Origin of the sequence: Xylanibacter brevis ATCC 19188 (assembly GCF_000621725.1) — a bacterium.
Taxonomy (GTDB): Bacteria; Bacteroidota; Bacteroidia; order Bacteroidales; family Bacteroidaceae; genus Prevotella; species Prevotella brevis.
On the sequence record NZ_KK211334.1, the window covers coordinates 81,884 to 102,840 of the forward strand.

At 52.2% G+C, this 20,957-nt stretch carries 12 protein-coding genes; all 12 read left to right on the forward strand.

What is annotated here, in order from left to right; genetic code table 11:
• Nucleotides 1-219 precede the first annotated feature (219 nt).
• The 12 genes from T433_RS0114020 (at nt 220) to T433_RS15665 (ending at nt 20,941) form a co-directional block, all read left to right on the forward strand.
• Nucleotides 220-1,353, forward strand: a complete 1,134-nt coding sequence (locus T433_RS0114020; protein WP_155808530.1) for a transposase — start codon at nt 220-222, stop codon at nt 1,351-1,353.
• Nucleotides 1,354-1,524: 171 nt separating this feature from the next.
• Entirely contained in the window at nt 1,525-1,968 is a 444-nt protein-coding gene (locus tag T433_RS15650) for a D-Ala-D-Ala carboxypeptidase family metallohydrolase (RefSeq protein ID WP_155808531.1), read from the forward strand.
• 85 nt (nt 1,969-2,053) lie between these two features.
• Nucleotides 2,054-2,497: an HU family DNA-binding protein gene (locus tag T433_RS0114030; RefSeq protein ID WP_027450834.1), complete on the forward strand. Its 444-nt coding sequence runs from the start codon at nt 2,054-2,056 to the stop codon at nt 2,495-2,497.
• A gap of 29 nt (nt 2,498-2,526) precedes the next feature.
• A complete protein-coding gene (locus T433_RS16615) occupies nt 2,527-2,631 on the forward strand; it encodes a smalltalk protein (RefSeq protein ID WP_231478044.1) in 105 nt (34 codons plus the stop codon).
• 286 nt (nt 2,632-2,917) lie between these two features.
• Nucleotides 2,918-4,750 (forward strand): glycoside hydrolase family 2 protein, encoded by a 1,833-nt coding sequence (locus T433_RS0114040; RefSeq protein WP_282706232.1) that lies wholly within the window; start codon nt 2,918-2,920, stop codon nt 4,748-4,750.
• A gap of 192 nt (nt 4,751-4,942) precedes the next feature.
• Nucleotides 4,943-8,908, forward strand: coding sequence for a hybrid sensor histidine kinase/response regulator transcription factor (locus T433_RS0114045; protein WP_027456220.1), 3,966 nt, complete (start codon nt 4,943-4,945; stop codon nt 8,906-8,908).
• A 126-nt stretch (nt 8,909-9,034) separates the two neighbouring features.
• A complete protein-coding gene (locus T433_RS0114050) occupies nt 9,035-9,766 on the forward strand; it encodes a hypothetical protein (protein ID WP_155808532.1) in 732 nt (243 codons plus the stop codon).
• Nucleotides 9,767-10,969 carry a lipoprotein N-acyltransferase Lnb domain-containing protein gene (locus T433_RS16080; RefSeq protein ID WP_081778520.1) on the forward strand — a complete coding sequence of 401 codons (1,203 nt, stop codon included), beginning with the start codon at nt 9,767-9,769 and terminating at the stop codon, nt 10,967-10,969.
• 6 nt (nt 10,970-10,975) lie between these two features.
• Nucleotides 10,976-13,375 (forward strand): glycoside hydrolase family 38 C-terminal domain-containing protein, encoded by a 2,400-nt coding sequence (locus T433_RS0114065; RefSeq protein WP_155808533.1) that lies wholly within the window; start codon nt 10,976-10,978, stop codon nt 13,373-13,375.
• A gap of 17 nt (nt 13,376-13,392) precedes the next feature.
• Entirely contained in the window at nt 13,393-15,699 is a 2,307-nt protein-coding gene (locus tag T433_RS0114070) for a GH92 family glycosyl hydrolase (protein ID WP_027456224.1), read from the forward strand.
• A 5-nt stretch (nt 15,700-15,704) separates the two neighbouring features.
• Nucleotides 15,705-18,407 carry a glycoside hydrolase family 2 protein gene (locus T433_RS15660; protein ID WP_044110129.1) on the forward strand — a complete coding sequence of 901 codons (2,703 nt, stop codon included), beginning with the start codon at nt 15,705-15,707 and terminating at the stop codon, nt 18,405-18,407.
• Entirely contained in the window at nt 18,404-20,941 is a 2,538-nt protein-coding gene (locus T433_RS15665) for a family 78 glycoside hydrolase catalytic domain (protein ID WP_044110132.1), read from the forward strand. The genes T433_RS15660 and T433_RS15665 overlap by 4 nt, the downstream gene beginning before the upstream one ends.
• Nucleotides 20,942-20,957 lie beyond the last annotated feature (16 nt).

The window sequence follows — 20,957 nt, forward strand, 5'->3', positions numbered from 1 at the left end:
GCAAGACACACTAGGGGCGGTTGCGGGTGTTTGTGGTGCTTTGGTTTCTTCTTGCGGGGAAATGGCAAGACATGCTAGGGGGCGTATTGGTTGTTTTTTATGGGGTATCTGCATTTTTTTTGATGATGATGGGCGGTGGTTTGCAGGAAAACAGGTAACTTTGCGGCTCTAAACTAAACTTGATAATATATAAAAAGGTGTATGGAAAAGGGGCATAATATGAAACGGCGATGTGAGTTTCATGACTATAGACGGACGGGCATCTACCATATTACTCTTGTACTAAACGATAGAAGAACGCAGGTTTTGGGACGTATCGTGGGTGATCTGAATAGGGATGATGATGATCCGAATGGTCCTCATGTGGCTTTGTCGGCTATTGGCTTGATGGTGCAACGAGAATTGCTGAATAGTATCTCTAAGTACTACTCGATGGTTGAGATTCAGGATTATGTGATTATGCCAGATCATGTGCATTTTATTGCTGTGGTACATAGGGATGTGGTTAGCAGAAATGGTCATGTGACGCATCTGGGACATGTGATTGCTGGTTTTAAGAAGGGGTGTAATAGGCTCTTTTGGGAAATGACTGGGATGGAAAGGCTGACGGATGGCTATGTGGAAGGTGAAAAGGTGCCATCGAAGGCGTGTAGTGACAGACCTCCTCTTTTTGACTCGGGCTATGTGGACGTGATGCCTCTGCAAAGCGAACAGTTGGAGCAGCAGCGGCAATATATCAGGAAGAACCCAAGAATGCGCTTGATTCGTATGTCAAGCAGTGGGGGACTGAGGATTCAGAAGGGTGGTGTTGATACTGCGTTGACATTTCCTGCTCTGCATGGCTATCTGGAACGGGAGTGCGATGCCTCGCAAATGGATAACGGGACTTGGCTGATGCTGAAGGAACGGTTGCTGGATGAAGGTGGAAAGGTGGGTTGTAACACTTATGGTCACAGGAGCTTGTTGCAGAAACGGCTGTTGCCAGTGGTGTGTCATCGTAAGGACAAGTCCCTCTTTGAACGACAGAAGCAGCGGTGTCTGCAGGCGGCCAGGGATGGGGCTGTGTTGGTGTCTGCCCGCATAGCCAAAGGCGAGCAGGATATTATGGCGGCAGTGATGGCGCAAGGCTCTGCTGTGATTATTGTGCTAGATAATGGTTTTGCGGAGATGTATCATCCTTCGGAAGAGAAGATGCAGGCCTGCCTTGAGGGTCGGCTACTGTTTGCGACGCCTTGGCATTATCGCTACCATCGCAGGGATGAGAAGATATCAGTGGCAGAGTGCAAATCGATGAACTGTATAGTGCAGGCATTATGCCGCCGACGTGACGACTGGTGGCAATATGATGAATAGTGTAATGCCGTGGTTCCCCCACGGTATTTTTTTTCTACCATTATCTCTACCATACAAGGACTTGATTTGGCTGGCGAAATGTTGTACCTTTGCAACGTCGAAAGGAATAAGAGACATCCCGACAAGGATTGACCAACCTTTAATACCTTAATAATTATAATAGAAAAAACCATGAGAACACAAACACAACTGACGGAGCATTTCACGCTCCAAGAAATGATGGCCTCGGGTACGGCCATCCGACTGGGACTGAAAAACGAACCTGGCGAGAAAGAGGTGGAAGCGCTGAGGCATCTGTGCGAGGAGGTGCTGGAGCCACTGAGACAACGATTCGGACGCATCATCATAGCGAGCGGTTATCGCTGTGAGGCGCTGAACAAAGCGGTGGGCGGCGTCAAGAACTCACAACACATGCGGGGCGAGGCGGCCGACATTCACTGCGGCTCGCAACAGACAGCACAGCGCTACTACCTCTTTATCAGCAAACACCTGGTGTTCGACCAGCTGCTGCTGGAACGACGACTGAGCAATGGCTGTTGCTGGATACACGTGAGCTACATCTTCCAGCCGGGGCGGAGGGCCAACCGACAGATGGTCAAGGAGCTGAATGTATAAAAAAAAGAAAAGACCGTGTGCAGAGGCACACAACATTGATAACACAACAAATTTTTTATTAACCATTTAAAACACACAAAAAATTATGAAGCTGTTTTTTAAGAAGTATGTTAACGAAGTGAAGAATTCTAAGATGTTCGGTAAGTGGTATGCCCGCGTGGCCATCACCGAGACCGTGGGTATCGAGGAGATTGCCTTGAAGATGCAGGATAACTGTACGGTGAAGCGTGCCGACATCCTGGCGGTGCTGAGCGAGCTGGGTCCCACCGTGCGTGACCTGCTGCAGGACTCTAAGCGCGTGAAGCTGCCCTATCTGGGTGCGTTTAAGTTGTCTATCAGTACCACCGGTGCAGACAGCGCCGAGGAGTTTACTGCCAACAACGTGAAGAGCGTGAGGGTGACTTTCCAGCCCGAGACCCGCATCTCGTCTGACAAGCACCGCGTGAAGGAGCTGACCAGCGGTTGTCGACTGATGGAGATGCCCATGTATGGCTTCTCGAAGAAGGAGGAGACCGAGAACGAGGATTGATCAGCGAGTATGAACGAAACAATGTATAGATGATGAAGAAGATAGACATTTGGAAGTTTGTGCTTCAGACCGCCATTGCCGTGCTGACGGCTATTGCCACCTCGCTGGGCGTGATATCGTGTGTGGCTGCATAGCGGCGCGCCACCAACCTGCCAACCTGGATCATGATGATGGTCCAGGTTTTTTGTGCTTTGGGGCGTCCCGGAGGTGTTTTGGGTGCATGATAGGTGGCTTGGAAATTTGACATAAATCAATAATAATTCAAGTTTAATGGCCGATAATTCTAAAAATTTACTTACCTTTGTGCCCGATTATATATTTATTGCGAGCTGTCCTTAGTTTCATTACAGTCATTATCATGCTTGATGGTAATCTATAGACACATAGCTCAATTCAATTCAAACCTAATTAACAAAAAAAATGAGATCAATCAACATCCTTGGAACAACTTTCAAGAAAAGAGTAATTTTTATGGCTATGATGACTCTTATGGGGGCTTTTGCTGTGAAAGCCAGCACACCACGAGCAGAGTATCCGCGTCCGCAATTTGAGCGCAGTCAGTGGTTGAACCTGAACGGCACATGGACCTATACCTTCGACTTCGGAAAGTCGGGCGACGCACGCGACTTCCGCAACAGTAAGGGTTTCGACGACAAGATCCTGGTTCCCTTCTGTCCTGAGAGTAAGCTCAGCGGCGTAGAGCACACGGACTTCATCAACTGCATGTGGTATCAGCGCACCATCAGCGTGCCTGCAGCATGGGCTGGCAAGAAGATTCTGCTGCACTTTGGTGCCGTGGACTATGAGGCCACGATATATATTAATGGTAAAGAGGTGATGCAGCACTTCGGCACAGGAAGCAGTTTCGAGATGGACATCACGAAATATGTGCCTGCCGGCCAGAGCGCTAACTTGGTTGTGCGCGTTGTGGACAACCTGCGCAGCGGTATGCAGCCTGGCGGCAAACAGTGCTGGAACTACTACTCTGGCGGTTGCGACTACACCCGCACAACGGGTATCTGGCAGACCGTATGGTTGGAGCCCGTGAGTGCGCAGGGACTGAAGAATGTGTTTGCCATTCCCGATATCGACCAGCAGCAGCTGGTGGTACGTCCGGAGTTCTATGGCGAGGCTAACGGCAACACGCTGACCGTACAGGTGCTGGACGGCAAGAAGGTGGTTGCCACCAAGACAGCCAATGCCGTGAACGGCAGCAACCTGGTGCTGAGCATTAAGAAGCCCAAGCTGTGGAGCCCTGAGAGTCCTTTCCTCTACGACGTGAAGTACATCGTGAAGGATGCTGCCGGCAAGGTGATTGATGAGGTCAGCTCGTATGCCGGTATGCGTAAGATCCACTGTGCCGATGGCTACTTCTATCTGAACAACAAGCCTTACTTCCAGCGTCTGGTGCTGGATCAGGGCTACTATCCCGACGGCATCTGGACAGCTCCTACTGATGAGGCTCTCAAGCACGACATCGAGATGAGTAAGGCCGTTGGCTTCAACGGTGCCCGTCTGCACCAGAAAGCCTTCGAGGAGCGCTACTACTACTGGGCCGACAAGCTGGGTTACATCTGCTGGGGTGAACAGGCTTCGTGGGGCACCAACGTCAACAACCAGGAGGCAACAGGAAACTTCCTGCGTGAGTGGACCGACCTCGTGGTGCGCGACCGCAACCATCCATGTATCGTGACCTGGACACCCCTTAACGAGACCTGGGGAGCACAGGCCGGCACCTATGTTCGTTTTGTGCAGGACCTGTATAACCAGACAAAGGCCATCGACCCCACACGCCCTGTGAATGACGCCAGTGGCGACGGTCATGTGAAGACCGACATCTGGAGCGTTCATGACTACACACGCGAATACGACAAGCTGGTGGAGAACCACACCTTCAGAAATGGCGCTCCCCACTATCGCAACATGGCTGGCAAGGACTATTTGGCAGAATGGGAAGGTCAGCCTTATATGATCGACGAGTTTGGCGGACTGGGCTGGATTCCCAAGGCTGAGCGCAGCAACTCATGGGGCTACGGCGCTCAGATTGAGACCGAGGACGAGTTCTTCGAGATTCTGGAGAAGGAGATTGATGCCATCAAGGCTTGTAAGAACGTGGTTGGATTCTGCTATACGCAAATCACCGACGTGGAGCAGGAGAAGAACGGTGTTTACTACTACGACCGTCGTCCTAAGTTTGATGCAGCCAAGTGGAAGGCTATCTTCGAGAAGATTCCCAGCATCATAGAGAAGTAATAAGACAGATTTCTGGTAAAAACAAAAAGCTTTCCGCCGTACTTGTGGGCGGGAAGCTTTTTGTTTTTACAGATGAATGACGAACGGTCCCGTTGAATGTTAAAAATCAATAAGAATACGGGACGATAGTAGGGGTTGTCTGTGGTTTAAGCTACTTTTGTATGAAAAGTAAGTGATAACTATATATTGCTGATGAGACTGAAAATCATTCGCCTATTATATCTGTTGCTGTGCCTGCTTGGTGGCGTGGCAACTGCTGCAGAATATCAGTTCAGACATTACGACACCAACAACGGGCTGTCGCAGAACTCGGTGATGTCTATTGTTCAGGACAACATGGGTTTTATGTGGTTTGGCACCAACGACGGCATGAACCGTTTTGATGGGCGTTCGTTTAAGGTTTATCATAAAGGCAACGGTGCCAACCAGTTGGGCAGCGACCGTATCTGTGTGATGTACGAGGCACCTAACCACGAGTTGTGGGTGGGTACGGATCATGGGGTTTATATCTATTCGCCAACGACCGACTCTTTCCGTCGCTTCTCGACCAAGACGGCGGCGGGCGAAAGCATAGAGCGCCAGGTCAACGTGATCACGGGCGATGCACAACGGGTGCTGATAGGGTGTAACAACGAAGGTATTTATATCTACGACCTGCAGAAAGGCAAGTTGCAACACCATAAGCTTGAGGGCTATCCGGCGGTGTCGAGTCTGTATATGGACAGTGACCATACCATCTGGATAGGTTTCTACGAGAGCGGCCTGTCGTTCACACGAAACCTGTTTAAGACGATTGTCAGCTTCACGGGTGTTAACGGCAGGAACATCCTGGAGCACCAGACCATCATGGGGATGACATCGACGGAGCAAGGACGCTTCTTTATCTGCTCGTCGGCATCGGGACTGTCGGAACTGAACATACCCGAGAAGCGGCTGATACCCCTGATCTCTTCTGTTGACGGCAAGGAGCTCTATGCTAGAGACCTAATCAAAAACGATGACCAGCTGCTCATGGCTACGGAGAGCGGACTGTTTGCCTACAACATGAGCAGCAACAGCTATACACACTATAAGTATGAAGCCACCAACCCCTTCTCGCTGTCGGACAACTCGCTGCAGAAGGTGTTCCGCGACAAGGATGGCGGCATCTGGGTGGGCTCTTATTTCGGTGGCGTGTGCTATGCACCCCGCATGGCCTATGCCTTCAACAACTATATGCCGCGCGTGGATGTGGAAGGCTCGTTGCATGGAAGGCGTGTGGGAAAGCTGGTGGAGTCGCCCGATGGCAGCATCTGGGTGGCCACGGAGGATGGTGGACTGAACCGACTGGACCCCGCGACAGGACGCTTTGAACACCTGGCAGCCAGTGTGGCCTTCCCCAATGTGCAGAGCCTGTGTCTGGTGGGCAACGAGGTGTGGGCAGGCACACTGAACAACGGTTTGAAGGTGATGGACGTCAACACCGGGCGCTTGTTGCGCAGCTATGAGTCGAGCAGTGAAGACGGACAGTTGCACGACAACTTCATCCTGACGCTAGAAAAAGCCAGGCAGAGCAACAATGTCTATGTGGGAACGCTGGGCGGCGTGTATTGCTACGACCCGGCACAGGACAGATTCAACCACCTCAAGGAGTTGCCGCAGCAGATTGTGAAAGACATTATGGAAGACAGACGTCACAACCTGTGGGTGGCTATCTATGACTGTGGCGTGTTTCTGCGCAAAGCAGGCAGCAAGCAGTGGCAACATTTCCGTGAGGCAGATGGCACGCTGGCCAGCAATAATGTGGTGGGCCTCTGCGAGACATCGCATGGCGATATATGGGTTTATACCGACTGTAACGGTGCCAGCCTGTATGACAAGAAGAAACGCCGCTTTGAGCACGTGCCCATACCCAGCTTCTGTTCGCAGCGCATGGTGCAGAGCATGGTGGAAGACAGGATGGGACAGCTATGGCTGACCACCAACGAAGGACTGATGTGCTACAACCCCGACGACCGTTCTACGCGTATTTATTCCACAGTCAACGGACTGCTGGACAACAACTTCAGCGGCAACTCGTCGCTGTGCAGCTCGAAGGGACAAATCTATCTGGGCTGTCAGTCGGGACTGGTGGCCTTCTCGCCCGAGAGTTTCCTGGGTGTATCCTCAGCCCCGGTGATTATTGCCACCGAGCTGATGCTACAAGGCAGCGTGGTGGACAACTTCACACCCGAGTCGCCCCTCACCGAGAGCATCACGGTGACGCGCGAGCTGACCCTGAACCACGATCAGAATGCGTTCTCGCTGAAGATATCGGTGCTGTCGTACCGCGATGCGCAGATGCGACAGATAGCCTATTACCTGGAGGGCTTCGACCATGAATGGCAAAACCTGTATAGCGACAACTATATCAGATATACCAACCTGCCGCCAGGCAATTATGTGCTGCACGTGCAAGACATGTCGAACATCGGTAAGACGGCCGAGCCCTATACGTTGCGCATCACCGTGTTGCGCCCCTGGTATCAGCGCTGGTGGGCATGGCTGCTCTACCTGTTGCTGATGACGGGTGTAGGACTGCTGGTCTATCGCTATATGAAAGAGCGCTCGCGCATGAACAGGCAATTGGCTATGGAGAAGTTCGAGCACGAGAAGCAGCAGGAGCTGTACCAAAGCAAGATCAGCTTCTTTACCAACGTGGCTCACGAGATACGCACGCCGCTGACACTGATAAAGGGTCCGCTGACGGACATCCTGCAGAAGGACATCGATGATGATGATGAACGCGAGAACCTGCACATCATGGACCAGAACGTGACACGACTGCTGGACCTGACAAACCAGTTGCTGGACTTCAGAAAGATAGAACGCGACGGACTGCGACTGAACTTCCAGCACTGTAACATCGGACAGGTGGTGAAGGATGTCTATAAGCGCTTCAGACCACTGATGCAGCAGCGTGGCATAGCCGACAATATCATACTGCCGGAAACACCGCTGATGGCTTGGGTGGACCGCGAGGCACTGACAAAGATTGTGAGCAACCTGTTGACCAACGCCACGAAGTACTGCGAACAGCAGGTCTGCGTGGAGGTGACGGCCCGCGAAGAACAGGTGGAGATTACCACCCGCAACGACGGACGACTGATCGATGCACAGATGCGACAGCAGATTTTCAAGCCTTTCTTCCGCGCCGACAATGCCGAGGCGAAGACGGGCACCGGCATCGGTCTGGCACTGGCGCGTTCGCTGGCAGAGCTGCACGGCGGCAAGCTGGAGATCATAGACGATGACACACTCAACGTGTTCCGACTGACGCTGCCCATCGAACAGCAAGACTATGTGATGAGGCTGGACGAAGAGACCGTCATCGCCGACACGACAACAGCAGAGGCCGACGAACAGACAGGTCAGGAGCAGTTGCCAACGGTGCTGATAGTAGAGGATAACGCTGCCCTGCTGGCTCATGAGAAGAACCACCTGCAGCGACATTACCGTGTGCTGACGGCCACCGATGGCGAACAGGCCCTGAAGGTGCTGACCGACCATGATGTGGACATCATCGTATCTGACGTGATGATGGAGCCGATGGACGGTTTTGAGTTGTGTCAGCACGTGAAGGGCGACGTGAACTTCAGTCATGTGCCCGTGATACTGCTGACGGCCCTGACGCTGGACTCGGCCAAGATACAAGGCATGGAGAGCGGTGCCGACAGCTACATCGAAAAGCCGTTCTCGATGGACTACCTGCTCAGCGTGATTCAGAATCTGCTGCGTTCGCGACAGAGCATCAAGCAGGCGTATGCCACCTCGCCATTCCTGCAACAGGACACGGTGTCGATTTCGAAGGCCGACGAGGCATTTATGCAGCGACTGGAAAAGGTGATGACCGACCATGTCAAGGACAGTGACTTCGACATCAATGCGCTGGCCAGCGAGATGTGTATGAGCAGAACGAACCTGAACAGAAAGATGCGTGGTTTGTTTAACCTTACACCGAATAATTATATTAAGGTGGAACGACTGAAACGGGCGGCACAGTTGCTGAAGCAGGGCGAGACAAAGATCAACGAGGTGTGCTACATGGTGGGATTCAATTCGCCCAGCTACTTCACACAGTGCTTCCAAAAACAGTTTGGAATGTTGCCTAAGGAGTTCGTCAATCAGAAAAATGTGTAGGAATAGTGCTTTTGGTTCGTTTTTAATGCTTTTGTGTTCTTTTTTGATAGCCCAAAATAGGAATAGTAAGTACTTTTGCAACGTGTTTTTACCAAAATTATTAATTAACTCAAAACTTAAAACATTATGCAAAAGATTTACTTTTCAAAGGTACGCAGAATGGTGGCTGCAATGGCTCTCTGCGTGGTGGCAATTAGTGCACAGGCTACTCCCTACAAAAACATTCATGTGCAATTGGTGGCCAACGAGACCGGACGTGGTGTTGTCTATATGAAGACTGAAGACCCGTCTAACCAGCAAACTCGTAAGGGTGAGACAGCTACTTTGAAAGCAACAATTGGTGAGAATGGTAACGACCTGACTCGTGAGGAAGGTGATCCGCTGCGCGGCTTTTACATGGTGGGCCTTTTCGGTGAGGCTGAAGAGGGCTATGAACTGGCTGGCTTCAGTCTGGTGAAGAAAGCCGACAACGAGTACACCAAGGCCGACCTGCTGGTGGCCCCAACAACCGACAGCAACGGATGGACCGACCCTTATGTTGCAGACGGCGGACTGGTGTTCAATGCTAACTGCTCTCGTGATGTTGATGCCCAAACAGATGAAAATAAAGGATATACTTCTGACATGGCGCGTGAGGATGCCCGTGCCAAGAACAACTGGAACGAGGAGCCCGACCATCTGATCTATGCTGTGTTTGTACCCGAGGGTACTGTATTGCCTGATGGCGAAGAAACTGACGGCATTGCAAGTGTACAGCGTCAGACTTCTAAGGCGCAGGTCTTCACACTCAGCGGACAGAAGGTGACCTCTATGCGCAAGGGTATCTATATTATAAATGGTAAGAAAGTCATCAAGTAAATGATATTAAGGAAGGTTTTTATTCGGCTCATCGTCGTGGCAACAGTCTTGTGGCTGTTGCCGGCGATGAGCTTTTCACAAACCGACGACGACGGGCTGGCCACAGATATCAAGGTGTCGCTGCTCAGCGTGGCACCGGGCTATACCATCTATACGGCACATGGTCATTGTGCGTTGCGACTGCAATGTCCGTCGGCAGGATTAGACCTTTCTTTCACTTATGGACTTGACGACACGGCAGCCAACCGCCTGGCTTTCTTTACTGGCGAGGCCAGGGGAGAGTATGCCGTTGCGCACAGCCGTGATTATCTGCAGGACTATATCGACGAAGGACGACAGGTGGTGGAGTATGAGCTGAACCTCAGTCTGCAACAGAAAAGACGGCTGTGGGAACTGCTCGACAATGAACTGGCACGCGGGGCCTACCGTCGATATAACTACCTGACAACCAACTGCGCCAGCATGTGTGCCAGTGCTGTGAACAGCGCACTGCAGGACGATACAAAGCTGGTGTATGATTCTATATCGCCCATTCTGAATGGCACCTACCGCCACTTTGTACACCACATCTCGAAGGACCGTCCGTGGGTGGACTTCTTCTGGAACACACTATTGGGTGCCGAGGGCGACGAGGTGGGGCAGAAGGGACTGAAATACTCGCCATCGCTGTTGGTGGAGACATGGCAGCATGCGTCTGTGATGGACACGATAGGCAGCCGACGCCCGTTGCTGTTGGAGAAAAACGGCCATGTGCTGATAGCCGGCGATGACGGTAGCGGCACTTCGTGGCTGACCCCAACGGTCTGTTTTGCCATCGTGCTGCTGCTGGTGGTGGTGCTCACCGCCGTAGAACAACGAGGCAGGCTGCGCCGGTTGGCTGCCGGCGTCGATGCGTTGCTGCTACTGACGCAGACCGTGATAGCGCTGGCACTGTGCTACACCACGTTCTGTTCTTCGCTGGAAGGCACATCGGGCAACTGGTATGTGGTGGTGTTCAACCCGCTGCCACTGCTGCTATGGCTGTGGCTGCGCCGGTGGAAGGGCTACCGCCGACTGGTATTTTGCTATTTCTTATTATTGATTGTATTCATACTGCTCACTCCTTTTGTGTCGCAGATTGACATCGCTCACAGTCTGGTCGTGGCGATACTGGCCGTAAGATGTCTGCGGAATGCGAAGGGACTGAAGGCAGCAAATGGATGAAGACCGATGATGACACGACGACTGAGACTCTTTTTATGCGCGATGCTGGTGGTGACCGCCCAGGCACAAACCAGCAACTTCTTCGTAGATGGCTTCCATGGAGGACTCTACGGACATTATCCGCTGGACACCTACACACAGTTTATGGTGGATCAGCTGGAACGCTATCCCGACTGGCGCATAGGTCTGGAGATAGAACCCGAGACATGGGACACGGTGGCGGTGCGCACCCCTGAGGCCTACCGCCTGTTTAAGCAGAAAATGATGAGTTCGCAGGTGGAGGTGACCAACCCTACCTATGCGCAACCTTATTTATATAATATTAATGGCGAGAGCATCATCCGCCAGTTTCAGTATGGCATGCAGAAGCTGCGCAGCCATTTCCCTGGCATCAGCTTTAATACCTACAGCAGCGAGGAACCGTGTTATACGAGCCAGTTGCCACAGTTGCTGAGGCTGCTGGGCTTTAAGTATGTGGCACTGAAGTGTCCTGACACCTGTTGGGGCGGTTATACCGAGGCGCACGGCGGACAGCTGGTGAACCTGGTGGGACCTGACGGCAGCAAGATGATTGCGGTGCCACGCTATGCCTGCGAGAAACTGCAGGAGGGGTCGGTGTGGCAGACCATTGGCTGGACCAACTCTGAGGAATATATCAGGGCTTGTGAGAAGGCTGGCATCGAGAACCCTGTGGGCATGTGCTATCAGGATGCTGGTTGGACCTACGGTCCCTGGTTGCGTGACCGTAAGGGACAGACGCAGTATGTGAGATGGACGGACTATATAGACCGCTATACGCAAAAGAAGAACGTGGAGGAATGGCGCTGGTCGCAGGAGGACATACACCCAGGACTGATGTGGGGCTCGCAGGTGATGCAGCGCATTGGCCGACAGGTGCGACAGGCCGAGAACCTGTTGGTGCAGGCCGAGAAACTCGGTGTGCTGACGGGGCATCGTATGGACCAGTGGCAGATGGACGAGGCATGGCGCACGCTGATGTTGGCGCAGCATCACGACTCGTGGATTGTGCCTTACAACAACTTGAAGGACTACGGCACGTGGGCAGATGCTATCCGCATGTGGACCGACAGCAGTGTGGCGACGGCACGCAAGATGATGAGCGACGCCATTGCCGTCGGGAAGCAAGGTGGCCCGTATGTGACGTTCTATAACACCACGGCGCACCGCCGACAGGAGGTGGCCACGACGGCCGACGGCCGACTGCTGTGGGTCGATGTGCCGGCCTTCGGACAAACAACGTGTCGCGTGGATACTGCTGTGGCAGCGCAGGCTCGTGAGGACAGATGGCAGGGCGAGACAACGGCAGTCCTGGAAAACGACCAGTATCGGTTGACGTTCGATTTGAAACGAGGCGGCATCGTCAGTAGCTGGATAGACAAACAGCAGGGTGGCAGGGAACTGGTTGACCAACGGAGCACATCGCATTTTGGCGAGTTGAAAGGCTATTTCAATCAGCACGGCGGTATGCGCTCATCAACAGAGAGTGTAGCCACGGCCACCTGTTTGGCAGACCATCCGCTGAAACAGCAGATACGCATAGACGGCCATGTGGCAGGGGTGCCTTTCTCGCATACCATCACACTGACACAGGGACAGCGGCGCGTGGACTGTCAGTTGACTATAAACTGGACGGAAGATACCTCTGTGGGTGATCCCTTCCGCTATCGCAGTAATGCCAACCGCACGCCTTACTATGACACGCGCTACATGTTACGAATGCTCTTCCCTGTGGCGCTGCAACAGCCTCGGTTGAGCAAGGATGCACCTTTCGACGTCTGCGAGAGTCGGCTTGATGACACGTTCTACAACCGTTGGGACAGTATCAAGCACAACGTGGTGCTGAACTGGGTGGACCTCAGTGAAGGACGGAAAGGACAGGGTTTTGCATTGTTGTCGGACCATACCACCAGCTACTCTTATGGTGCCGACGAACCGCTGGCACTGACTGTGCAGTATGCAGGCGACGGACTATGGTGGCGCCGCTATCCAATCAATGGTGCTACGGAGATGAACTATGCCTTGGTTCCGCATCAGGGACGATGGGACCAGGCACAGCTGCAGGATATGGTGGACGATTGGCACAACCCGCTGGTGGCCTCGGGCTGTCATGCACAGCAGTACCCCACACGCCAGTTGCTCGCAGCCACCTGTCAGCTGAGCGCTGCCATGATGCAAGACGATGGTGCCATGATACTGCGACTTTTCAATGCCGACGGCAAGGGTGGACGTGAACAGCTGAGGCTGGGTTTCCCCGTGAAGGATGTTGTGGAGGTGGACCTAAACGGAGAGCCATTAGCACACCATCGACCAGATGCGAAGGGCACCATCAGCATGAAGATGCCTCGTTTTGCCATTAAGACACTGAAAATATATCCGGAAAGATAATCCATATAAAAATAGTTATGTACACACGAAAATACTTATCACATTGGACTCTGATGTCTATTGTGGGAAGCTTGCTATGCTTGACTGACATCAACGCTCAAACCCCTGCGGATGCAGTGAACCCCTTTATCGGCGCATCGACGAATGTGGATGCTGCAGGTGCCTATCATGGACTGGGAAAGACTTTTCCTGGTGCAACGACACCCTACGGACTGGTACAGGTGAGTCCGCAGACCATCACGGGGGGCGACAACGGCTCGGGCTATAGTTATGAACACGAGACGATAGAGGGGTTTGCCATGACGCAGATGAGCGGAATAGGCTGGAACGGTGATTTGGGCAACTTCCTCGTGATGCCTACGACGGGACCGATGAAGACGATTGCCGGTATTGAGGGAAAACGACAGGGCTGGCGCTCGCGTCAGGATAAGTCGGCCGAGGTGGCCGGCGCCGGTTATTATGCGGCCTTGCTGACCGACTATGACATTCGTGTGGAGACCTCTGCCACACCTCATGGTGGTGTTCTGAGGATGACATTCCCAAAGAACGACCAGTCGCGCATTCAGATAGACTTGGCACGAAGAGTGGGTGGCACGGCCGAAGAGGAGTATGTGCAGGTGATAGACGATCGCACCATAGAAGGGTGGATGCGTTGCACGCCCGATGGTGGCGGCTGGGGTGACGGTCAGGGAAAAGGTCGCTATACCGTGTTCTTCCATGCAGAGCTGTCACGACCCATGAAAGACTACGGTTTCTGGTCTGCTAGGATTCCCGATGGGATGAGTCGTCATAACGATGATGTGGTAAGCGATAAGTATCTGGACATCGTGGAGAAGGCCGACATCATCCGTGGCCGACAGTCGTTGCAGGGTCGTCATATCGGTTTCTTCACGGAGTTTGCCACAGAACATAGCGAGCAGGTGGAACTCAAAGTGGGACTGTCTTTTGTGGACATAGACGGTGCGCGCAAGAACTTCGACGCAGAACTGAAAGGCCGACATTTCGAGTATGTACGCCATGCCGCCAAGGCACTGTGGAACAAAGAGCTGAGTCGGATAGAGGTGGAAGGCGGTACGGATGATGAGAGAACGGTTTTCTACACGGCCCTCTATCACACGATGATAGACCCACGCGTCTATACCGACGTGGATGGCCGCTATGTGGGTGGTGACTACCAGATACATCAGAGCGACGGCACCTTTACCAAACGTACGATTTTCAGCGGATGGGACGTATTCCGTTCGCAGATGCCCCTGCAGACCATCATCAATCCTACGTTGGTCAACGACATGCTGGGCTCGCTGATTTCTCTGGCAGAACAAAGCGGAAAAGAATATTATGAACGCTGGGAGTTTCTGAACAGCTACTCGGGATGTATGTTGGGCAACCCTGCCATCTCTGTATTAGCCGATGCCTATGCCAAGGGTATCCGTGGTTATGACATTGAGCAGGCTTACCGGTATGCTAAGAACTCCTCTGCAAAGTTTGGCAATGACAAGCTGGGCTTCACACCAGGTACGCTTGGCCTGTCGCATACGTTAGAATACGCCTATACAGACTGGTGTGTGGCTCAACTTGCAAAGGCCCTGGGAAAGAAGGCCGATGAAAAGGAATACCTGAAGAAGAGCCAGGCCTACCGACTGATGTTTGACAAAGAGAAAGGATGGTTCCGCCCGAGGAATGAAGACGGCTCGTGGGTGGAATGGCCCCAGCAGGGACGCCTGCAGGAATGGTATGGCGCCATGGAGAGCAACGCCCTGCAGCAGGGATGGTTCGTACCTCATGATGTGAAAGGCATGGTCAGCCTGATGGGTGGCAGAAAGGCGGTGTTGAAGGATTTGCAATGGATGTTTGAGCAGACACCGCAGGATATGTTCTGGAACGTGTATTACAACCATGCCAACGAGCCCGTGCATTTCGTGCCGTATCTCTTTAACCAATTGGGTGCTCCTTGGCTCACGCAGTATTGGACGCGCTACATCTGTGCGCATGCCTATAAGAACAAGGTTGAGGGACTGTGTGGCAACGAGGATGTGGGACAGATGTCGGCATGGTATGTGTTGACAGCTGCCGGTATTCATCAGGCTTGTCCGGGCGATACGCGTTTCGAGATAACATCGCCTGTGTTCTCGAAGATCACCTTCCATCTGCCCAGCAGCAAGACGTTCACCATCATTGCCAATGACAATGCTCCTGAGAATGTGTATATCGGGAAGATGACCCTCAACGGGAAACCTTACAATCACTATCATATTGACTTCAAGGACATAGAAAAAGGTGGTGTTCTGGAGATGGAGATGAGTAACAAAGCTAATAAGAAATAGAAAGGATGAGAAAGAAAGATTTACTGGCTTTCGTGTGTGCGATAGGGATGACTCTTCCTGCAGTAGCACAAGTGCGCATGATGTCGCTGAATTCTGCCGACAAGCAGGTGGTGTGGACCGTCACTCCGCAGGACGAGGTAGGTGCCAAGGGACAAGACGTGTCGCAGGCTGGCTTTACGTTCAGTGATGGTGTGGTAGCCACGGTGCCAGGTGTCGTCTTTGCGGACTATGTGAATGCAGGTCGCGAGGAGAACCCTGACATTGCCGATAATATCTACCGTGTGGATGAGACGAAATACAGTAAGCCCTATTGGTATCGTACGGAGTTCAACGCGCTCTCTTTGCAGGAAGGGCAGCGTGTGTGGCTCTGTTTCGACAACACCAACCGTTATGCCGACTTCTATTTTAATGGACATAAAATCTCGGGCACCGAGGAATCGACCAAGGACGTCAGCGGACACATGCTTCGTTCGCGTTTTGACGTGACTCCTTATTATAATAATAGGGGAAAGAATGCCGTGGCTGTGCTGATTTATGATGCCGACCAGAAAAAGACACGCAAGGCAGAAGGACCTTATGGCGTGGCTTGCAGTCCGAGTTATCTGGCAGGTGCCGGATGGGACTGGATGCCTTATGTGCCGGGACGATTGGCTGGTATCACGGGTAATGCACGTATAGAGATTACGGGCGATGTGGTGATGGACGATCCTTGGGTGCGCTCTTTCCTTCCTTCGTGGGATGAGGCGGAAATAACCGTTTCCAGCGAACTGCGCAATGTCTCTTCAGAGAAGAAGACGGTTGTGATGGAAGGTGTTATTCAGCCAGGCAATATCCGTTTCCAGAAGCGCATTGAGATGGGTGGTGGTGAGATGCGTACACTCCACATAGACCGCAACGATGTGGAAGCTCTTCTTGTCAAGAAGCCTAAGTTGTGGTGGCCCAACGGATATGGTGAGCCCAACCTCTATACCTGTCATCTGACTACCGTTGTTGACGGCAAGCAGACCGATCAGCGTACCATCCGTTTTGGCATTAAGAAATATGAATATCGCATAGAGAAGAATGCGGTCAATATGCCTGTGCTGACCTTCTATGTCAATGGACAGCGCGTCTTTGTGAAAGGCGGAAACTGGGGCATGAGCGAGTATCTGCTGCGCATGCACGGACAACAATATGAAACGCCTATCCGATTGCATAAGGAGATGAACTACAACATGATTCGCCTGTGGACAGGCTGCGTCACGGATGATGAGTTCTATGACTATTGCGACGAGTATGGTATCATGGTGTGGAACGACTTCTGGCTTTATGTGGCATGGAATGATGTGGCTGAGCATGATGCCTTTAAGACGAATGCACGTGACAAGGTGCGCCGACTGCGCAACCATCCCAGCATTGCCCTCTGGTGTGGAGCCAACGAGACACATCCTGTAGCTGATATTGACGAGGCACTGCGCATGATAGTGATGGAAGAGGATGCAAATGATCGCCTTTATACCAGCTGCTCAAACCAGGATGCGAAGTCGGGCAGTGGCTGGTGGAAAGACATGCCGCCACGTCATCATTTCGAGACATCGGCATCCAATCTGGCGTTCAACACGCCCAGCTATCCCTACGGCAACAATTATGGATATGGCTGTCGCTCGGAGATTGGTATGGCTACATTCCCTACTTTTGAGTCGGTGCGTGAATTTATTCCGAAGAAGGAATGGTGGCCGTTGCCTACTGACGAGCAGTTGGAAAAGGACGACGAAACGGTGTGGAACAAACATTTCTTTGGTAAGGAGGCTTGGAACGGCGGACCAATTGACTATAAGAAGTCGGTGAACGAACGCTATGGCGCATCTGAATCGCTCGAGGCTTTCTGCGAGAAGGCGCAGTTGATAAACCTGGAAGACATGAAGGGTATGTATGAGGCTTGGAACGATAAAATGTGGAATGATGCCTCGGCTCTTCTTATCTGGATGAGCCATCCCGCTTATCCGTCGTTCGTGTGGCAGACCTACGATTACTATTATGACCCTACGGGCTGCTACTGGGGGGCAAAGCAGGCATGCGAACCTCTTCATGTGCAGTGGAACTGTCTGACGAACAGCGTGAAGGTGATAAATGCTTCGAGTCAGCCATTGCGGGATGTGGTGGTCACGGCACGTATCTATGATATCAACGGACGTGAAGTGACGGCATTGACTACCACCAGGAGTGTGCCTCTTGTTGAGGCTTCTAACATCAAGGAGGCTTTTGTGCTGGACTTCGCTGATAAAGGGCTCTCGCCTCTGCACTTCATTCAATTGGAGATGACCAGTCAGGGGCAGGTGTTATCACGTAACTTCTATTGGCGTAATGGGGAGAAGGAGCTTGACTATCGTGCTCTTCTCACACTGCCTGAGGCAAAGCTGAAGGTCGTTGCGGATCAGCCCGTGGTGACGGAGAGGTCGGGATATGCCGCATTCAACATCACACTTACCAACACTGGTAGGTCGGTGGCTTTTGCTAACCGGTTACGCGTGGTGAACAGCAAGACCGGCAAGCGTGTGCTGCCTGCCATTATGAGCGACGGCTATGTGACGTTGATGCCTGGGGAGCAGCGCACACTGCGTGTAGAGGTACCCAACGAGAAGATGACCGACGGACTGAATATTCTACTGAAACAATTTAATCAAAAGGAGCGCGTGTGCGCTAAGGTGAAATACAAAAACAAACAATGAAAAACTATCTATTATTATTTGCAGTCTTTATGACACAGGTTGCTGCTGCCGACGTCATAGAACTGCGCTGCGAAGGATTGAAAGATCCTCTCGGTATCGACACTACAACGCCGCACTTCAGTTGGCAAAACACACTGACACACCGAGGACAGCGACAGACTGCCTACGAAATAGAGGTGGCAAAGGATAGCTTTGCTCTGAGTAAAGGGCAACTTCTCTTGTGGAAAAGTGGTCGTATGGAATCGGCCAACCAGGTGATGGTGGCCTATGGGGGACCAGTCTTACAGCCGCGACAGCTCTGCTACTGGCGTGTACGCACATGGGATGAGAAAGGGCGTTGCTCTTCTTGGAGCCGTATAGCGCGTTTTGCTGTTGGTGCTCTTGATGGCATGAAAGGACAATATGTCACAGCTGCGTCGGGTCAACAGATAGCGCCTACGTGTAAGGTAAGAAGCGCTTTTGTCGTTAACGATGTGGAAAGACCTGTTTTTGCCTATGTCAACTCTTTAGGTTACCATGAGCTTTATGTGAACGGTCAGCGGGTAGGTCGTCAGGTTCTTCAGCCGGCCATGTCGCAATTGGACAGGCACTCGCTGGTGGTGACCTACGATATCACGCCTTATCTGCATAAAGGCAACAACGAGATGATGCTGTGGATGGGACAAGGGTGGAACAGAGCTATCACTTTCCATACGTCATTCGAAGGTCCGCTGGTGAAGGCAGAGGTGTCGCAGCTAATGAATGACCACTGGCAGACGCTGCTGCAGACCAATGGCTCTTGGCAGGCAACGGCATCGCCCTATAGCTATACTGGCAGTTGGTTTCCTCTGCAGTTTGGCGGGGAGCGTTATGATGCTAATGTTGTTGACACATGGAGCCAAGCAACGGTATTCAATGTGGGAAACATGCGCACCACACCACAGCTTTTCGAGGGTAATGAGATAACTGACAGACTGCTGCCTAAGACTATCAGTCGTCTGGCTGACGGCTCTCTTCTGATAGACTTTGGACGTGTGATAACGGGATGGCTCACGGTGGATTTTGAACATCTGAAGCACAAGGAAGAGGTGCAGATAGACTATACCGACTACATCCCCCGAGGCGCTTCCTTCACCAAGCAGGCGAATAGTGATAATGGCGATGTGTATGTTGCATCGGGCAGCATGCAGACAGAGCATTTCGAGAATAAGTTTCATCTTCATGCCTTCCGCTATGTGAGGGTTAGTACGCAGCAGGTGAAGCGCATAGAGGCACTGCAGATTAGTGCTTTACCGAAAGAGGGCAGCGAGGTGTCGGCGTTTGCTTGTTCTGACCAGCGCCTTAATGCCGTTCACAACATGATTCACTACACGATGCAGTGCCTCACCATGTCGGGCTATATGGTGGACTGTCCGCATTTGGAGCGCATGGGCTATGGTGGCGACGGCAATTCCTCGACCATGACGTTGCAGACGATGTATAATGTGGCGCCAACCTACATGAACTGGCTCTCGGCATGGGAAGACGTGATGGACGAGGACGGTTCTTTGCCGCATGTGGCACCAGCTGGCGGCGGTGGCGGCGGTCCCTACTGGTGCGGCTTCATGGTGAAAGCTCCTTGGCGCTCTTATCTGAACTATGGCGACATACGATTTGTAGAACGCTACTACCCCTTGATGAAGCGATGGATGTCGTATGTCGAGAAGTATATGGTTGACGGACTGTTGCAGCCCTGGCCAGACACCCAGAACCGTGTGTGGTTTCTTGGTGACTGGTTGGCACCAGATGGTGTTGATGTGGGTGGAGAATCTGTGATTCATGCCAACAATTGCTTTATCAGTGACTGTCTTGGTAATATGGCAGAGATGGCACGATGGCTGAATAAGCCTGACGAAGCCCGTCTTTTTGCTGCTAAGCGTGAGCGTCTGAACAAGCGTATCCACGACTCTTTCTACCATGCAGAAACACATACCTATGCCAACGGCACTCCTCTCGACATGTGCTATGCTATGTTGGCTGGCATTGTTCCTGACTCACTCTATGACAAGGTGAAAAGTCAGCTTATAGCAGACTCTTATCAGAAATACAACGCACATATTGCTGCTGGTCTTTTCGGTGTACCTGTTTTCACCGAGTGGGCTGTTCGCAACCAGCAGTCAGACCTCATGGCCACCATTCTCAGGCAACCGGATTATCCAGGTTATCTGCATATGATTAACAACGGTGCCACCACTACCTGGGAATATTGGAATGGTGAACGAAGCAGGGTGCATAACTGCTATAACGGTATAGGCACTTGGTTCTATCAGGCCTTGGCAGGCATCACCATAGACACGCAGCAGCCAGGCTATCGCCACATCACCATTCGACCGCAGCAGACAGAAGGTGTCAGTTGGGTTCAGGCAAGAGTGCCCACACCATATGGTGATGTCTCGGTTAGATGGAAAAAGAAAGCACTGCGCGTGGAGTTGCCCGTCGGCGTTACGGCCGATGTGATATGGGGAGACAAGAAGCATACTATTGGCAGCGGAGTATGGCGTTTTAACAAGTATTAACGTGGTGACCTAGTGG